Source organism: Polynucleobacter sp. MWH-Creno-3A4 (assembly GCF_018881885.1).
Lineage (GTDB): Bacteria > Pseudomonadota > Gammaproteobacteria > Burkholderiales > Burkholderiaceae > Polynucleobacter.
This window is the reverse complement of record NZ_JACXSA010000001.1, coordinates 324527-339951: the sequence shown is the minus strand read 5'-3', so window position 1 is coordinate 339951 and position 15425 is coordinate 324527. Positions and strand designations below refer to the sequence as shown.

Genomic DNA, 15425 nt, shown 5'->3' with positions numbered 1-15425 from the left:
ATCTTGTAAGGATTCAGAATCAGTCCAAAGTTTGGAGACCACTTGAAATTTTCTCAATATTTTGTAGTGCTGCTTTCAGTACTCTTAAGCGCTTGTGCCAATGATGTTGGATTGAACTTTGCACATTCCTATACCGGGGATAATGCTTTGGATAATCCGAATATCATAGTTACCAAACAAGATGTCCTTATTTCTAAAGATCAGCCGCTGTCATCAATGACATTTGCGATATCGGATCAAGTTCAAGCTAAATTACCTGAATTAGCCAAGCGGGGATTCTCTCAGGAGCAATTTGCGCAAACGATCAAGACAAGACTCATTAATGCAGGATTGCTTGATGAGGCCGGCAATAGTGGACTCAAGCTGGAGTTAAATCTAGTAGATGCCTATCTATTAACTACTACTGGATCAATCATTTTGGCTAGTCAAGGCACTGCGCTGGATTGGGCTAGATACAATTATTCACAGATCTCAGCCATCATTAAAGATGCCCAAGGGAATGTGCTCGACAATTATATGTACTCAAGATATACAGAATGTGATTACTGCGATACGAAACATAGAGCTCAGAATGTCTATGATGTTGCTGCAGCCCTAACAGTTAGAGCAATTTCTGTAAAAGGACATTGATTTTAATGTTTAGCAGAACACCCTTTTAATCAGGCACTATATAAACCAAGCTTGCTGATGAATAACCCTCCTGTACACCTCTTTAATTTCGATGTTCTATTTTTGGGAGGCGTGATTCTTCTTTTGATGCTAATTTTTCATGCTGTCTACAATTATTTTGTTACCAATACATACCAAAATATTTCTAGAAAATTGATTCAGAGTCAGAATTATCGCTATACCCTATTTCTTTTTTACGCAATGTCGTTTGTATTGGTTGGTTCTCATTTGATTGAGATCTATCTATGGGGAGTCGCTCTTTTTTATTTTAGTTTAGTGCCCAATCTAGACCAGGCTATTTTCTTTGCAGGCAGTTTCTACACAACGGTAGGGTATGGCAGCATTCCACTCCCATCCGGTTGGGATTTAATGGTCGTCATCATTGCTCTAAATGGGATGGTCGCATTTGGTTGGACGATTGCCAATTTAGCCAACATGCAGCGTACAGTACATGTTGCGCGTAGACTGGCCAAATCAGATGGCTATTTTATGTAAGTCGTCTCACTAAGTATGGCCTGATACGCCATTACTTTTTAAGGCGGTACCCGGTTTTAAAGATCCAAATGACTACCGCAATCGATAGCGCTAAAAAAGAGATCGTCATTCCTAGACTGATCCAAAGAGAGACATCCTCCATACCGTAAAAACTCCAACGGAAGCCACTAATCAAATAGACCACTGGGTTGAGTAAGGCTACTTTTTGCCAGAAGGCGGGCAATACTGAAATTGAATAAAAGCTGCCGCCCAAGAAAGTTAGGGGAGTAATGATGAGCAACGGTACGACTTGAATTTTTTCAAAGCCATCAGCCCAAACACCAATAATAAAACCGATCATGCTAAAAGTGATTGAGGTGATGACTAGGTAAAACAGCATCCATAAAGGATGATCGATCTGCAGTGGAACAAAAAAAGCGGAGGTAAATAGAATGATGAGTCCCAAGATGATTGATTTACTTGCAGCTGCACCAACATAGCCAATAACAATTTCTAGAGGGGATATGGGGGCAGATAGGATTTCATAAATAGTGCCACTAAATTTGGGAAAGTAGATTCCAAAGGAGGCATTCGAAATACTTTGGGTTAACAGCGAGAGCATGATGAGACCGGGCACGATAAATGCGCCATAAGAAATGCCCTCCATCTCCGTAATGCGAGAGCCAATAGCAGAGCCAAAAACAATAAAGTACAAGGAGGTAGAAATAACCGGGGCAATAATGCTTTGCATTAAGGTGCGCCGAGTTCTAGCCATTTCAAACTTATAAATGGCTCTGATGCCATAGTAATTAAGCTTCATGGGTAGTAGCCTCTGAATTAACAAGATTGACGAAGATTTCTTCTAGTGAACTTTGCTTGGTATGTAAGTCTTTAAAGACAATTCCCAAGTTGGCTATTTTTTGCAGTAACTGTGCAATATCAATATCTTCATCCTGAGAATCAAACTGATAGGTAAGCTCATAACCATCTTCTGAGAGGCTTAGCCCGCTTAAATCCAACTCCTTTGGAAGACTTATCAATGGATTTTGGAGGTGAAGGGTCAGTTCTTTTTTGCCCAATTTATTCATTAAAGCCAATTTGTTGTCGACCATAATCAGTTCGCCACTTCGAATGATGCCAATGCGGTCGGCCATTTCTTCGGCTTCTTCGATATAGTGGGTCGTCAGGATCACCGTAGTGCCATTGTCTTTTAGAACTTTGACTAAGTTCCACATATCCCTTCTCAAGCTCACATCAACCCCTGCGGTAGGCTCATCTAAAAAGAGAATGCTCGGTTCGTGCGATAGGGCTTTGGCAATCATGACTCTGCGTTTCATACCACCAGAGAGTGTCATGATTTTGTTGTCACGCTTATCCCATAAAGAGAGATCCTTGAGAATTTTCTCAATCAGCGCAGGGTTAGGGGGTTTGCCATAGAGACCGCGACTAAAGGTCACGGTATTCCATACCGTCTCAAAAGAATCTGTAGCCAGCTCTTGGGGTACTAGCCCAATTAACTCTCTAGCATCACGGTAATCATGAATGATGTCCTTGCCATCTACCAATACATGACCACTAGTGGGACTAACAATCCCACAAATGATACTAATCAGGGTTGTTTTTCCAGCACCATTCTGCCCAAGCAAGGCAAAGATTTGACCTTTGGGAATCTCCAAATTGATATCCTTGAGAGCCTCAAAGCCAGATTGATAGGTTTTGTAAAGATGAGAAATGGAGAGAATGTTATTCATCTGACTAATCATATTGGAAATCGCCCACCCTCTCCTGCCCAGGATCAAATGGCGGTGATTATTACCCTGAATGGTATGGTCACGTTTGGCTATCTAAAAGCCAGTGCGCGGTGCATGTGGTGCTGAAACTAGCTAAAACAGATGGCTCAATATGATTTCTGTTAGAAGTGCTTAGATGAATCTGAATATGGCAAACTATTCCCATGAACGAAATTGAAATCATACAAATTGTTAGTAACGTCATGGACGCCTTGGGGGTCGCAATCGTTTCATTAGGCGTGCTCTGGGGGCTTTATGGCTTTATTAGGGATGCAATTAACAAAACCCCTGTGGATGATTTGTATAAATCTTTCCGCAACCAGATTATTCGTGCACTATTGCTAGGCCTAGAGGTATTGGTGGCCAGCGATATTATTCGCACAGTTGCAATTAGTCCTACATTACTAAGCGTAGGCATATTGGGTGCAATCATCACATTAAGGTGTTTTTTGAGTTGGTCTCTCACCTTGGAGATGTCAGGTCGTTGGCCCTGGCAAAACCCCCAATAAATTTATTGATGCCAATCTAGTGCATGAAGTAAATGTCATGCCGAGCAATTTCATTTTGTACTTATCTAAATCAAACTAAAGGGGAAGTTTTATGAAAACCAAATTAATCGGCTTAGCCGCAGTACTAGCGTTAACAGCTTGCGCCACACCAGTGACTCAGTCTGAGATTCAGCAGGCTAAGTTTGCACCTGCACCTAAGCAAGCGGACATCGATAAGGAAGTGAATACTTATCTCAAGGCCAATATTAATGAGCCTGAAGCAGCTAAAAAAGAATGTGCGCCTCCCCGTAAGGCATGGGCAAGAGCATTTAGTTATGAAACGCCTAAATTTGGTTGGATGGTGGTGTGTGACGTGAATGCTAAAGAGAAATCTGGCGGCTATGGCCCACTCAAGGCATACATGTTTTTATTCACTGAGAATGGAAACTTCTCCTATGACCCTTCCGCTTTTGTGAATATCAATAACAACGTTCAGTTTTTAGATCTCATTAAATAAGCCATTTATTGTGCTAGAAAGCCACCTTTGGGTGGCTTTTCTTTTAGCCGAGAACTTTTCCGTGCCTTTTCATAAAAGTCATTCGGCTTGGATTTAACCCAATGAATAAATCGCTGCATTTCAGGGTGTTCTTGAAGGGCTGCAGCAGTATTGAGCTTTACGGCCAGCTCTGTTTCATTAAATAAAGCATGAATTTGGCGATGACAAATACGATGAAGATATTCGGTGCTCTTGCCGCCTTTGGATTTGGGCACTAAATGATGAGCATCCTTTTGAGACTCTGGAATCGGACGGTCACAAATCGGGCACACCATATTCACCACCTTCAGAGATGGGGTAGGAGTAAGCGCAATCAGCTTACGGCGAATTTTTCCAATCATGTGATTTTGAAATATTTGATGAGTCCCGCAAGTTTAGTAAATAAGTCATAAACTTGCAGGGTGCCAAGATTTCCTTTAAAAAACCTCTCTGAATCTGATATTTCTCGCCTGATTGAAATGGCTTGGGAGGATCGCACGCCATTTGATGCGATAGAAAAATCCTTTGGACTCTCAGAAGCGCAAGTAATTCAGTTAATGCGCCACCAATTGAAAAGAAATTCATTTGAGTTGTGGCGTAAACGCGTAACTGGTAGGGTAACCAAGCACGTTGCTCTGCGGAGTAAGTTGGTGGATAGGGCCTATTGCCCAACGCAATATAAAAATAAATGAAACCGACTAAAAAATTGGTTTTAATTCTGGGGGATCAGCTCGATTTACAGAGCGCCGCTCTTAGAGACTTTGATTTCAAGAATGACAAAGTCTTGATGGTTGAGTCTGTTCCAGAGGCTCAATATGTTTGGTCACATAAAGCCAAGATTGCATTATTTCTGTCTGCAATGCGGCACTTTGCAAGCAAGCTTAAAGAGCTCCATTACTCCCTCACTTACATTCAACAATCGCCACTCTCAATCGTTGCAACCTTAAAAGAAAAAATTGTTCGAGATCAGATTACTGATTTGATTTGCATTGAACCTGGTGAATGGCGTTTAAAGCAGCAAATAGAGGAGCTGGCTAAGGAGTTATCAATCTCATTAGAGATGCGCTCTGACGATCACTTTTACTGTACTCATCAAGAGTTTGCACAATGGGCTGCAGATAAAAAAGAGTTGCGCTTGGAGTACTTCTATCGCTTGATGCGCAAGACCCATCACATTTTGATTGATGCCGATGGGAACCCAGAAGGTGGTCAGTGGAATTTTGATCAAGACAACCGCAAGCCTTACCCTAAAAAGGGTCCTGGATTGATTGATGCACCAGTGCTATTTGAGCCAGATGCGATTACTAAGGAAGTTCTTCAGTTTGTGAATGAGACGTATGCTACGCATCCTGGGTCACTAAATGATTTTCGATGGCCTGTTAGCCGGGAGCAAGCTTTAGAGGCGCTTCATTATTTTGTGGAATATCGCTTAAGAAACTTTGGTGTCTTTCAGGACGCCATGTGGACAGATACACCATTTGGTTGGCATTCAATTCTTTCTAGCTCTCTCAATTTAAAGCTACTTAATCCCCGTGAGGTGATTGATGCTGTTCTGGATGCTTGGAAAAAATACTCCCTAGATCTTTCAACGGTTGAAGGGTTTATTCGTCAAATCCTTGGCTGGCGTGAGTTTGTTAGGGGAATGTATTACTTAGATATGCCAAAGATGGCCGAAGATAATTATTATGGCCATCAAAGAAAACTGCCTGCATGGTATTGGTCTGGAAAAACCCATATGGCCTGCATGAAAGATGCCATTGGTCAAACCCTGCAATATGGCTATGCCCACCATATTCAGCGACTGATGGTGACAGGCAACTTTGCTCTCTTAGCTGAGATCTTGCCATCAGAGGTATGTGATTGGTATTTAGCGATCTACGTAGATGCCATTGAATGGGTAGAGCTTCCCAATACAGCGGGAATGGCTTTGTTTGCCAATGGTGGCCGCTTTACCAGTAAGCCTTATATTGCGAGTGGTGCTTACATCAAGCGGATGAGTAATTACTGTGGCGACTGCCAATACAAGCCGGATGTGCGGTTTGGAGATGCAGCCTGTCCGATTACTACTTTGTATTGGAATTTTTTAATTAAGCATCGCGAGCAGTTTGAGGCTAGCCCACGTACGCGCTTGATGACGGCAAACCTCAGGAGAATTAGCCTTGAAGACCAAGATGCTATCGTGGAGCATGCAAAGCATCTATTAACTCACTTGGATGATCTGTAAGTTTTGATATGGGAACTTCTTTTAAGGGAAATAAAAGTTTTCTACCCAGCAAAATTTGTATCGTTTGTCAAAAAGAGATGACCTGGCGAAAGTCTTGGGCAAAAAATTGGGAAGCTGTTAAATATTGCTCGGATGCTTGTAGAAAAAAAGCGCCTAAGTCGCCAACATAAATCGGGTGCTAGCGATTTACCAAGGAAGTTTTTCGCCAGCATAGGTAACAAAGCTGCCAGAGTCTTCTTTTTGGATACCCTCAATTACTTTGAACATATCGGCCACTGCATCACTTGCTGGTCTACCAATTTGCTCACCCCGAAACGGTTTTGAAAGCCTTGAATTCACTGTACCTGGATGCATTGCAATTAAGGCGCTATTGGGTTTGGTACGAGCCCATTCAATCGACGCTGTCTTGATCAGCATATTGAGGGCAGCCTTAGATGCGCGGTAGCTGTACCACCCGCCAAGACGGTTATCTTCAATGCTGCCCACCTTAGCAGACAGGGTAACCATCAAACTGTGTGCTGGGTCCATCAGCTTGGAGAAGTATTTGATCGTTAATGCAGGACCAATTGCATTGATCCTCATCAGCTCCTCTAGTTGCTCTGCATTGACATCGGCAAGTCTTTTCTCAGGCATCCAATCGCCAGTGTGGAGAATGCCAATCGTATTAATTATCAGTTGAAAGGGTGCTTCTGATGTAAGTGCATCAACGCATATCTTAATAGACTCTAGATTTTGATAATCAATGGGATGTTGTGAGTAACGATGAATGCCTACAACACTAGAACATTGGGGATTGTTCTCAAGCAGATGCATAAATGCCTCCCCAATCGTGCCGGAGGAGCCAATAACAATTGCGCGAAAGGGGTTTGGAAGTAATCCCATTAAAGGTTTTTAAAGAAATCAATATCAAATGGTCTGCTAACATTATGCAATCATTGGGGGCGATGTAGCGCCCCCGCTTTATTTCTATCCCTCTATGACTAAAAATGTCATGAATAAGTGCTAAAAAGAGGTCTAAGCACTGAAATAGTCAGCAAGGATCATTCATTGAATATTGTTTTAATCGTCGGTAGTGCACCAGATGCAATCAGAATCCAGGATTGGGACCTTTCTGGGATTACCTCCTGTGTGGTGATTAATAACGCCTGGCAATTAATTGAGCATTGGGATTATTTAATTTATCCAGAAGATTTTCCAGTAGATCGTCTCCCATCCTCTGCAGTTCTCGCCCAAAAGAATGTGATTACGGCAAAAGAGTTTGTTCCAGAGCAAAATCATTTTGGCGGCTTTGTATATGCAGGCGGCACAATGGCATTTACTGCGGGTTACTGGGCTCTTGGTGCCCTCAAGCCAGATGTGATTGCATATTTGGGATGCGATATGGTTTATTCACAAGCTACTGTCAATCCCACCCATTTCTACGGCGTTGGTACACCCGATCCCTTGCGGGCTGATATTACTTTGCAGTCGCTGGAAGCAAAGTCCGTCCGCTTCATGGCGATTGCTCAAATGAATCATTGTCGTGTTGTCAATTTATCTGAATTGCCTGAATCAAGGCTCTTGTTTCAGAAAGTATCATTTTCCAAATTGATGAGCCTTACAGAAAAAAGGCAGCTAGACGATTCAGACCTCAATCTTGATGCGAATATAGTGAGCAAAGCCTTGGGCATTGAAGAGAAATTATCTTACATGGCTCCTTCTGGGCGCTATTGGGAAGTGATTGATCATTTTGATCCGATGAAGCTGAGCGAAATCGACTCGCTTTGGCTCAGTTCAGTCGCCTAAGTAAGCAATATGGCGCCCTTCAGATGGTTGGGTTTGTTATATGACCTCAAAGTGTGGGGATATTGCAATATTAGGTAGAGGAGTAACATTGCTCAAATACAGTGCAATTTAAGATCTCACAAGGCATGAACTCATGATCGATACCTTTATCTTCAGCAGAATTCAATTTGCGGCCAATATTACTTTTCATATTTTGTTTCCAACGATTAGCATTGCTTTAGGTTGGTTTCTTTTCTATTTCAAGCTCAAACATATTCGCACACAAGTATCTATTTGGAATGATGCCTATAAATTTTGGGTGAAGATTTTTGCTCTCACGTTTGCTCTTGGAGTTGTCTCCGGCATCACGATGAGTTTTCAGTTTGGAACCAATTGGCCTGGTTATATGGAAACCGTTGGAAATATAGCGGGGCCATTGCTGGGATATGAAGTACTGACAGCCTTCTTTTTAGAAGCCACTTTCTTAGGTGTCATGCTATTTGGTAAAGATCGGGTATCTCCAAAAGTCCATCTATTGGCTTGCTTTCTAGTTGCCTTTGGAACAACCTTGTCAGCATTTTGGATTATTGTGCTCAATTCTTGGATGCAAACCCCACAGGGCTTCGAGATGATTAACGGTCAAGCCCATGCAACTAGTTGGCTTGCAATTGTGTTTAATCCATCGATGCCCTATCGTCTGGCACACATGCTAACTGCTTCATTTTTGACTGCTAGCTTTGTGTTAATCGGTGTGTCTTGTTATCGAATTGCTCGAAACTCCCAATCAGCAGTGAATGGGCATGTATTGAAACTTGCTTTAACCGTTGCGGCAGTGCTGGTTCCATTGCAAATTTTTCTGGGGGATCTCCACGGACAAAATACCCTGCAATACCAGCCAGCAAAATTAGCGGCTATGGAAGGTATTTGGAATACCCAAAAGAATGTTCCTGCAGTCTTGTTCGCAATACCCGATCAGCAAACCAAAACCAATTTATATGAGATTGCTATACCCAATTTAGCCTCGGTGTATTTAACCCATACTTGGGATGGTGAGGTTCAAGGTCTCAATGCATTTCCCAATGAGACTCCACCCGTAGCGCCAGTCTTTTTTGCCTTCCGAATTATGGTGGGCATTGGCATGCTTATGCTACTGGCTGCTTGGTTGGGTAGATGGTATCTATACAAGCAAAAGCAATTACCGATGTGGCTCACCAAGTCCATGGTGTGGATGACATTTTCAGGCTGGGTGGCAGTGGTCTCAGGTTGGTATGTCACTGAGATTGGCAGGCAGCCCTTTTTAGTTGCAGGCGTGCTAAGGACTGTAGACGCAGTGACCAATCAACCCAGTGGCATCGTATTTAGTACCTTGCTCTTGTATCTCATTTTGTACCTCTGCCTTCTGAGCGCCTATATTTGGACTATTTTTTACATGGCCCGCCGTGCCGATGTTCCTCATGATGGTGTTCAGGAAAAATTTCCGAATATTTCCACTTCACCTTATTTAAAGTTGGGGGAATAGCATGAATTACGCCCTTGCCCAAAATTGGTTGCCCCTCTTTTTCTTGTTTGCGATGGGCCTATCGATCTTTCTCTATGTGATCTTGGATGGCTATGACCTGGGAGTAGGCATCCTATTAAATGCTGTCGATGATTCTGAAAAAGATCAAATGATTTCTTCGATTGGCCCCTTTTGGGATGCGAATGAAACTTGGATCGTACTGGGTGTAGGCGTCTTATTAATAGCCTTTCCGATGGCACATGGCGCAATCTTGCATGATCTCTATCTGCCTGCCGCATTCATGTTGATGGCGCTGATACTTCGTGGCGTTTCTTTTGACTTTCGGGTGAAGGTCAATGTAGAGCAAAAACCCTTGTGGAACGCCTTATTTTTTATCGGTAGCCTAGTAGCCACTTTTTGTCAGGGAGTCATGATAGGCCGCGTGATTTTGGGGCTTGAGAATAGCTTATATGCCTGGTTGTTTGCAGTTTTGGTAGGTATTTGCTTGCCGTTTGGATACTGTTTATTAGGGGCAACTTGGTTAATTTTAAAAGCAGAAGGTGAATTGCAAATTAAGGCAATTACTTGGGCGAGGAAAAGTTTGTTCATGACTGGCGTATGCATTGTCATTATTTCTGCTGCAACACCGCTGGTTAGTCATCAAATGTTTGAAAAGTGGTTTGCCTTTCCAAACATTCTGTATTTAGCCCCAATTCCCTTGCTGATTATTTTGTGTTTCAGCTTAATTATTCGCCGTCTCAAAAAAATTGCCGGTGGCCATCTGCATCGCGAGTGGAGCCCATTTCTGTTAACCGTGGCTATCTTTACTTTATCATTCATTGGCATTGCCTACAGTCTATTTCCGTATTTAGTGCTTGATAAGATGGATATCTGGCAAGCAGCTTCTGCTACCGAATCGCTGTGGGTGATTTTCATTGGAGTGGTTGTGGTGTTGCCAGCGATTTTGGCTTATACCTTCATGACTTACCGAATTTTTTGGGGTAAGACTAAGCCTCTGAGTTATTACTAAATCCGGGCATTAACCTTCATTTCAGGCCCTGGGGCTGCTGGCAAGCCGTGGTCTTTAGTGATTCCTATAGTTTTTTTGATTGATATCTCCAAAATAAAATGCCAACCTCAAGGTTGGCATTTTGTCTTTGGGGGTAGCGCTCTATTTGATCCAGCTCACAAAATTCTCCTTCGCTCTCCTTACTTTTTTAAGATTAAGCAACCAGTCTTCGTCTGCTTTTCTATAGCCAAGTGGGAGCATTACTACGCTGCGTAAGCCCCGCTCCTTAAGATTCAGAAGTGTATCTAGTGCTTGTGGATCAAAGCCCTCCATTGGGGTGCTATCCACCTCTTCATAGGCTGCTGCAATGAGAGCAGTGCCCAGGCCAATGTAGGCTTGTTTGGAAGTGTGGTTGAAATTGATTTCAGGGTCTCTGTTCGGGTAATTTTTGAGAAGCATTTGCCGGTAAGCGGTTCCGGATTCACTGGTGAAATTACGAATCTTCTCGGTCATATCAAACGCAGCATTAATGCGCTCTGTAGTGTAGTTATCCCAGGCTGCAAAGACGAGTAAGTAGCTGCAGTCTGTGATTTGAGATTGTCCGTTCGCAATCAGTTGAATCTTTTCTCGAATCTGCGGATTGCTAATGACGATTACCTCATAAGGCTGCAAGCCGCTAGAGCTGGCTGTTAAACGAATAGCCTCTAAAATCTGGTCTAGTTTCTCCGGCGGAACCGCCTTTGTTGGATCCATCTTTTTAGTGGCGTAGCGCCACTGCAGCTTATCAATGAGACTCATATTTTTCCCTAAATTTATTGCTTCAGAGATTCAATTTTAGTTTAATCTGTCATATATAGGCGAATAGTTTTGACCTGAAGAAAAGCTTATATTGTTTAATCAATTGCAGGAGTAATGATGAATCAAAAAATGGCCAAGCAATTTTTAGCGATAGCAGTTTCAAGCACATTAGCCTTTGCCCCCCTTTCAAGTAATGCATGTACTAGTTTTCTATTGAAGGGCAATGACAATGGATTTGTGTATGGCCGTACGATGGAGTTTGGCCTTCCCCTGAAATCTCAGTTAACGCTTGTCCCCAGAAATCTACCGATGCTTGGCGTCGGTGTTGATAGTAAGCCAGGTTCAGGGCTGAATTGGACTACTAAATATGCAGTCGCTGGTATGAATGGCCTAGGAATGCCAGTTTTAGTCGATGGTATGAACGAGAAGGGTCTAGTGGGAGGCTTGTTGAATGCCCCTAATACCGCGGTATATCAGGCCGTCAGCCCGGTAGACTCTGCTAATAGTATTGCTTCGATTCAGATGTTGCTTTATGCCCTAAGTAATTTTGCAAGCGTTGATGAAGTGAAGGCAGGTTTTCAGAAAATTAAAGTAAACCGCTCCATCATTCCTGCCTATAACAATCAATCTGCACCAGTGCGTATGACCTTGCATGATGCCAAAGGTAAAAGCATTGTGATTGAGTATTTGAAGGGTGAATTAGTGATTACTGATAATCCCACTGGCGTTATGACCAATGATCCTGCATTCAGAGATCAACTAAACAATATTGGGAATTATGCCAATCTCACAAGTGTTGAGAAGAATCCTATAGTCATCAATGGCGCCAGTTTTGTACCCCCAAGCTCAGGCAGTGGCCTGCATGGCTTGCCTGGAGATTATTTGAGTCCAAGCCGCTTTATCCGTGCGTTATTTTTAACAAAGTCGGTTCCCTCTAGCTACACAACAGCTCAACAAACTAATACTGCTTGGCACATATTAGGTAGTTTTGATATTCCACCAGGTGCGATTAGTTTGCCTGCAACGAATGCTTATGGTGGTGGTGCTGGCGGTATTGAAGTTACGGAGTGGAGCGTCGTTGCAGATAATAAAAATATGATCTACTACCTCAAAATGTTTGAGACTACGAATATCTATTCTTTTGATATGAAGAAGATGGATGTCAATGCAAAAGAAATCAAGTACTACAAATTAGATAAGCCACAAGCTGTTATTTCAATTAATTAAAGACTACATGAGTGACTATGATTAAGTCATTTACCCATTGTGGCTTGGAGAATGCCTCCAATATTTAATATTGCTGCTGAAAGTGCAGAGCAGTTTTAATGGTCTGGAAATGGATATCTACGGTAGATTCTATTTCCTTGCCGTAACCGCCTGCCATTGAAATGGCGATGGGTAGTTTTTGATCGAGTGCAAAAGCAAAGACTCTCTCATCTCTTAAGCGCATTCCCTCTTTGCTCAGTTTGAGTCTTCCTAAGCGGTCGCCCTCATGGGGGTCCGCACCTGCAAGGTAAATTAAGCAGTCTGGCTTGAATCTGGAGTCAAGTTGACTGAGGCTGTCCTCTAGCGCTGGTAAGTAGGTTTGGTCATCACAGCCATCAGGAAGTCCAATGTCTAAATCGCTCAACTCCTTCTTGAATGGAAAATTGTTTTCTCCATGAATCGAGAGCGTAAAGATTGTGGGATCTTGTTGCAAGATAGCTGCTGTGCCATTGCCCTGATGAACATCTAAATCAATAATGGCGACCTTTAATTTTGCATTTACTTCTTTTTGTAGGGTTCGTGCAGCAATTGCAGAGTCATTAAAGATGCAAAAGCCACTGCCGAGATCGCGATAGGCGTGATGGGTGCCGCCAGCTAGATTAATTGCAACGCCTTCTTGTAGAGCATTTTTGGCTGCTGCAACGGTAGCTCCAGCAGAGCGCCGTGAGCGCTCCACCATTTTTTCGCTCCAGGGAAAGCCAATCTCTCTTTGTTCTTCTGCGCTTAATTTACCTTCAATAATCTTGATGAGATAGGAGGGATCGTGCGCATACAAGATTTGAGTATCGCTTGCCGCAGGAGCCTCAAGTAGTTCAATGCCATTTAGGGTACTGACGCAATCTCGCAAGCGCGAATACTTTTCCATTAGGAAGCGATGCCCTGCTGGTAGCGGTAATACGAAATGATCGGTATAAAACGCCTTCAAATTTCACTCGAATATTGTTTCAAAATATCCAAAGGAACCGTCTCAAGCGCTTTAATGTGAGTGCTTTCCAGTTTAAGTAACGGTGCACAGTGGGCCTTGGCCGCTTCAACCCAACGAGTTATGCACAGACACCATTGGTCTCCTGCAACTAGGCCAGGAAATTGATATTCCGGTCTGGGGGTAATTAAGTCATTGCCTTTTTCAAGGCTAAATTGCAGAAATTCAGTAGTGACCACTGCACAAACTAAGTGACTACCCACATCCTCTTCATTGGTTTTGCAGCAACCATCACGAAAGAAGCCCGTAAGGGGGTCAAAAGAGCAGGGAATGAGTGGCTCTCCAAATACGTTTAGGGCAACTTCTTTGTTCATAACTTCCTTTGAGTGTGTTCTCAGCTAGTTTATTCAATAAGCCGTAAACTTGCTCAGCGATGACTTCACTAGAAAAACTCACTCTGTTTTACGATGGCTCCTGCCCTTTGTGCCAAGCGGAAATTCTGTTTTTGTCAAGAAGAAATCAAGCTGGCCTATTGGAGTTTGTTGATGTGAACTCGAAGCAATTTCATGCTGATGCAGTTGGTATTTCTTGCGACCAAGCATTAGCAGCGATGTACGCGCAATATGAAAGCGGTGGCTTAATAGAGGGCTCCGCTGTATTTCCAGAGGCTTATCGCAGGGCTAACTTGCCATTCTTGGCTTGGGTCTTTTCTAGAAAGGCCCTCCAGCCGTCATTGCGGCACGCATACCGATTCTTTGCTAAGAACCGACATGCAATCTCCAGTCTGTTTGGTCCACCTGCTTTATATCTAGTGAAGATTACTGCCTCGAAGGCTAGATCATGAGAATTCTGAAGATGGCTTTAGCCTGGACCATCATTTTTTGCTTTGCCTCTATGAGTTTTGCGCGCGACATCACGCATATCGATAGCGCACTCAATTCCGCAAAGTTGCAGGGTAGTGGCAAGCTCACATGGTGGGGTTTTCATATCTACGATGCGTCTTTCTATCGTTCTGCCAACCCAGCATCATCAGAGTTTGCTTTAGATATCCGCTATCACAAGTCATTTAGTGGAGTTTCAATTGCCAATCGTAGTGTTGAGGAAATGAAAAAGATTGGCGTGCCTGAGGCGCAAGCAAGCTTGTGGGGAAAAGAGTTGGCGAACTTTCTGCCAGATATAGAATCTGGCCAGACATTGACTGCAGTCTATAACCCACCCCAGGGAACCCTTTTTTATCATGATGGCAAACGGATCGCCCAAGTTCCTGGAGCAGATTTTTCAAAAGCTTTTTTTGGTATCTGGTTAGATCCAAAAACGAGCGCACCTAAATTACGTAAAGACCTATTGGGTCAAAGTTGTTCCCCACCTATTTTTAATGAGGCTTGCTAAATGATCCACTCTATTTTTAAGTTATTGGTAATTTTGGCGACAGCAATTTTCTTGCTTGCTTGTGCCGGTCCGAGTGTCCAACAATATGCCAATGAAAAACCTACTCTAGATATGAGTGAGTATTTTTCAGGGACGATTGATGCTTATGGAATATTTACAGACCGAAGTGGTGAAGTGAAGAAGCGTTTTACAGTTCTCATTAAGGCCGATTGGAAGGTAGTTGATGGTAAAAAAGTAGGCACGCTGGATGAGAGCTTTGAGTATTCGGATGGTAGCAAGCAAAAACGCGTTTGGACTCTCATTGAGCAGGGACCAGGTAAATATATCGGCCGAGCAGATGACGTCGTTGGCGATGCTCAGGGGGAGTTAGCTGGTAACGCTTTAAATTGGACCTATACCTTGGCTTTGCCGGTAGACGGCACTGTTTACCATGTGCAATTTAATGACTGGATGTATCTGGTTACGCCCAAGGTGATGCTAAATAAGGCCAAAATGAGTAAGTTTGGCATTGAGCTTGGAGAGGTAACCCTGAGCTTTTACAAGCGCTAAGCAGACCCCCTCAATTTGTGTCACACTTTACTCAAAGGTGCCAAAGAGCA

The 15425-nt window shown here is 43.1% G+C and carries 21 protein-coding genes; 14 read left to right on the top strand and 7 right to left on the bottom strand.

The genetic code is table 11. From position 1 onward, the window contains the following. The first annotated feature begins 42 nt into the window (after nt 1-42). Together IEN92_RS01645 and IEN92_RS01640 are read left to right on the top strand one after the other, a co-directional pair. Nucleotides 43-630 (top strand): hypothetical protein, encoded by a 588-nt coding sequence (locus tag IEN92_RS01645; RefSeq protein WP_216159979.1) that lies wholly within the window; start codon nt 43-45, stop codon nt 628-630. A 57-nt stretch (nt 631-687) separates the two neighbouring features. Further along, nucleotides 688-1164 carry an ion channel gene (locus IEN92_RS01640; protein ID WP_255539792.1) on the top strand — a complete coding sequence of 159 codons (477 nt, stop codon included), beginning with the start codon at nt 688-690 and terminating at the stop codon, nt 1162-1164. Between the two features lie 31 nt (nt 1165-1195). Here the strand turns inward: IEN92_RS01640 and IEN92_RS01635 are convergent, their stop codons facing one another. Continuing rightward, complete coding sequence (locus tag IEN92_RS01635) at nt 1196-1963, bottom strand: ABC transporter permease (RefSeq protein WP_216159973.1); 768 nt, start codon at nt 1961-1963, stop codon at nt 1196-1198. Then, nucleotides 1953-2894, bottom strand: a complete 942-nt coding sequence (locus IEN92_RS01630) for an ABC transporter ATP-binding protein (protein WP_216159970.1) — start codon at nt 2892-2894, stop codon at nt 1953-1955. Before IEN92_RS01630 ends, IEN92_RS01635 begins: the two co-directional genes overlap by 11 nt. 203 nt (nt 2895-3097) lie before the next feature. On the opposite strand from IEN92_RS01630, the gene IEN92_RS01625 reads away from it, so the two are divergent. Together IEN92_RS01625 and IEN92_RS01620 are read left to right on the top strand one after the other, a co-directional pair. Then, complete coding sequence (locus IEN92_RS01625) at nt 3098-3442, top strand: DUF1622 domain-containing protein (RefSeq protein WP_216159968.1); 345 nt, start codon at nt 3098-3100, stop codon at nt 3440-3442. A gap of 91 nt (nt 3443-3533) precedes the next feature. Beyond that, nucleotides 3534-3938 carry a hypothetical protein gene (locus IEN92_RS01620; protein ID WP_216159965.1) on the top strand — a complete coding sequence of 135 codons (405 nt, stop codon included), beginning with the start codon at nt 3534-3536 and terminating at the stop codon, nt 3936-3938. A 5-nt stretch (nt 3939-3943) separates the two neighbouring features. On the opposite strand, the gene IEN92_RS01615 is transcribed toward IEN92_RS01620, so the two are convergent. After that, nucleotides 3944-4318: an HNH endonuclease gene (locus tag IEN92_RS01615; protein WP_216159961.1), complete on the bottom strand. Its 375-nt coding sequence runs from the start codon at nt 4316-4318 to the stop codon at nt 3944-3946. Nucleotides 4319-4378: 60 nt separating this feature from the next. Between IEN92_RS01615 and IEN92_RS01610 the strand changes: the two genes are divergently transcribed. The 3 genes from IEN92_RS01610 to IEN92_RS01600 are packed head-to-tail and all read left to right on the top strand — an operon-like array spanning nt 4379 to nt 6350. Then, the gene (locus tag IEN92_RS01610) at nt 4379-4648 is read left to right on the top strand and encodes a TIGR03643 family protein (protein WP_216159959.1); all 270 of its coding nucleotides are present in this window, start codon (nt 4379-4381) and stop codon (nt 4646-4648) included. Then, nucleotides 4645-6180, top strand: coding sequence for a cryptochrome/photolyase family protein (locus tag IEN92_RS01605; RefSeq protein WP_216159956.1), 1536 nt, complete (start codon nt 4645-4647; stop codon nt 6178-6180). Before IEN92_RS01610 ends, IEN92_RS01605 begins: the two co-directional genes overlap by 4 nt. Before the next feature lie 8 nt (nt 6181-6188). Further along, nucleotides 6189-6350 (top strand): DUF2256 domain-containing protein, encoded by a 162-nt coding sequence (locus IEN92_RS01600; protein WP_216159953.1) that lies wholly within the window; start codon nt 6189-6191, stop codon nt 6348-6350. A gap of 16 nt (nt 6351-6366) precedes the next feature. Here the strand turns inward: IEN92_RS01600 and IEN92_RS01595 are convergent, their stop codons facing one another. Beyond that, a complete protein-coding gene (locus IEN92_RS01595; protein WP_216159950.1) occupies nt 6367-7062 on the bottom strand; it encodes an SDR family NAD(P)-dependent oxidoreductase in 696 nt (231 codons plus the stop codon). 165 nt (nt 7063-7227) lie between these two features. Between IEN92_RS01595 and IEN92_RS01590 the strand changes: the two genes are divergently transcribed. The 3 genes from IEN92_RS01590 (at nt 7228) to IEN92_RS01580 (ending at nt 10472) form a co-directional block, all read left to right on the top strand. Further along, entirely contained in the window at nt 7228-7965 is a 738-nt protein-coding gene (locus IEN92_RS01590) for a hypothetical protein (protein WP_216159947.1), read from the top strand. A gap of 133 nt (nt 7966-8098) precedes the next feature. Next, nucleotides 8099-9463, top strand: a complete 1365-nt coding sequence (locus IEN92_RS01585; protein WP_216159945.1) for a cytochrome ubiquinol oxidase subunit I — start codon at nt 8099-8101, stop codon at nt 9461-9463. Nucleotide 9464: 1 nt separating this feature from the next. Then, complete coding sequence (locus IEN92_RS01580) at nt 9465-10472, top strand: cytochrome d ubiquinol oxidase subunit II (protein ID WP_216159942.1); 1008 nt, start codon at nt 9465-9467, stop codon at nt 10470-10472. Nucleotides 10473-10613: 141 nt separating this feature from the next. Here the strand turns inward: IEN92_RS01580 and IEN92_RS01575 are convergent, their stop codons facing one another. Next, a complete protein-coding gene (locus tag IEN92_RS01575) occupies nt 10614-11249 on the bottom strand; it encodes an NAD(P)H-dependent oxidoreductase (protein WP_216159939.1) in 636 nt (211 codons plus the stop codon). Between the two features lie 114 nt (nt 11250-11363). Here IEN92_RS01575 and IEN92_RS01570 point away from each other — a divergent pair, with 114 nt between their 5' ends. Beyond that, a complete protein-coding gene (locus tag IEN92_RS01570) occupies nt 11364-12476 on the top strand; it encodes a linear amide C-N hydrolase (protein ID WP_216159936.1) in 1113 nt (370 codons plus the stop codon). A gap of 64 nt (nt 12477-12540) precedes the next feature. Here the strand turns inward: IEN92_RS01570 and IEN92_RS01565 are convergent, their stop codons facing one another. Together IEN92_RS01565 and IEN92_RS01560 are read right to left on the bottom strand one after the other, a co-directional pair. Next, the gene (locus IEN92_RS01565; protein ID WP_216159933.1) at nt 12541-13440 is read right to left on the bottom strand and encodes a histone deacetylase; all 900 of its coding nucleotides are present in this window, start codon (nt 13438-13440) and stop codon (nt 12541-12543) included. Next, nucleotides 13437-13811, bottom strand: a complete 375-nt coding sequence (locus IEN92_RS01560; protein ID WP_216159931.1) for a DUF2237 family protein — start codon at nt 13809-13811, stop codon at nt 13437-13439. Before IEN92_RS01560 ends, IEN92_RS01565 begins: the two co-directional genes overlap by 4 nt. Nucleotides 13812-13870: 59 nt before the next feature. On the opposite strand from IEN92_RS01560, the gene IEN92_RS01555 reads away from it, so the two are divergent. From IEN92_RS01555 to IEN92_RS01545, 3 genes are read left to right on the top strand one after another with little or no spacing between them, the layout of a single operon-like run. Continuing rightward, nucleotides 13871-14281 (top strand): thiol-disulfide oxidoreductase DCC family protein, encoded by a 411-nt coding sequence (locus IEN92_RS01555; protein ID WP_216159928.1) that lies wholly within the window; start codon nt 13871-13873, stop codon nt 14279-14281. Beyond that, complete coding sequence (locus tag IEN92_RS01550; RefSeq protein WP_216159925.1) at nt 14278-14826, top strand: chalcone isomerase family protein; 549 nt, start codon at nt 14278-14280, stop codon at nt 14824-14826. The genes IEN92_RS01555 and IEN92_RS01550 overlap by 4 nt, the downstream gene beginning before the upstream one ends. Continuing rightward, nucleotides 14827-15375 (top strand): DUF3833 domain-containing protein, encoded by a 549-nt coding sequence (locus IEN92_RS01545; protein ID WP_216159922.1) that lies wholly within the window; start codon nt 14827-14829, stop codon nt 15373-15375. Nucleotides 15376-15425: the final 50 nt, after the last annotated feature.

Bases quoted from the DNA above. Each gene is read 5' to 3' on its own strand.
- IEN92_RS01640 (WP_255539792.1), top strand. From the start codon at position 688: ATGAATAACCCTCCTGTACACCTCTTTAATTTCGATGTTCTATTTTTG.
- IEN92_RS01635 (WP_216159973.1), bottom strand. From the start codon at position 1,963: ATGAAGCTTAATTACTATGGCATCAGAGCCATTTATAAGTTTGAAATG.
- IEN92_RS01630 (WP_216159970.1), bottom strand. From the start codon at position 2,894: ATGAATAACATTCTCTCCATTTCTCATCTTTACAAAACCTATCAATCT.
- IEN92_RS01625 (WP_216159968.1), top strand. From the start codon at position 3,098: ATGAACGAAATTGAAATCATACAAATTGTTAGTAACGTCATGGACGCC.
- IEN92_RS01620 (WP_216159965.1), top strand. From the start codon at position 3,534: ATGAAAACCAAATTAATCGGCTTAGCCGCAGTACTAGCGTTAACAGCT.
- IEN92_RS01615 (WP_216159961.1), bottom strand. From the start codon at position 4,318: ATGATTGGAAAAATTCGCCGTAAGCTGATTGCGCTTACTCCTACCCCA.
- IEN92_RS01605 (WP_216159956.1), top strand. From the start codon at position 4,645: ATGAAACCGACTAAAAAATTGGTTTTAATTCTGGGGGATCAGCTCGAT.
- IEN92_RS01600 (WP_216159953.1), top strand. From the start codon at position 6,189: ATGGGAACTTCTTTTAAGGGAAATAAAAGTTTTCTACCCAGCAAAATT.
- IEN92_RS01595 (WP_216159950.1), bottom strand. From the start codon at position 7,062: ATGGGATTACTTCCAAACCCCTTTCGCGCAATTGTTATTGGCTCCTCC.
- IEN92_RS01585 (WP_216159945.1), top strand. From the start codon at position 8,099: ATGATCGATACCTTTATCTTCAGCAGAATTCAATTTGCGGCCAATATT.
- IEN92_RS01580 (WP_216159942.1), top strand. From the start codon at position 9,465: ATGAATTACGCCCTTGCCCAAAATTGGTTGCCCCTCTTTTTCTTGTTT.
- IEN92_RS01575 (WP_216159939.1), bottom strand. From the start codon at position 11,249: ATGAGTCTCATTGATAAGCTGCAGTGGCGCTACGCCACTAAAAAGATG.
- IEN92_RS01570 (WP_216159936.1), top strand. From the start codon at position 11,364: ATGATGAATCAAAAAATGGCCAAGCAATTTTTAGCGATAGCAGTTTCA.
- IEN92_RS01560 (WP_216159931.1), bottom strand. From the start codon at position 13,811: ATGAACAAAGAAGTTGCCCTAAACGTATTTGGAGAGCCACTCATTCCC.
- IEN92_RS01555 (WP_216159928.1), top strand. From the start codon at position 13,871: ATGACTTCACTAGAAAAACTCACTCTGTTTTACGATGGCTCCTGCCCT.
- IEN92_RS01550 (WP_216159925.1), top strand. From the start codon at position 14,278: ATGAGAATTCTGAAGATGGCTTTAGCCTGGACCATCATTTTTTGCTTT.
- IEN92_RS01545 (WP_216159922.1), top strand. From the start codon at position 14,827: ATGATCCACTCTATTTTTAAGTTATTGGTAATTTTGGCGACAGCAATT.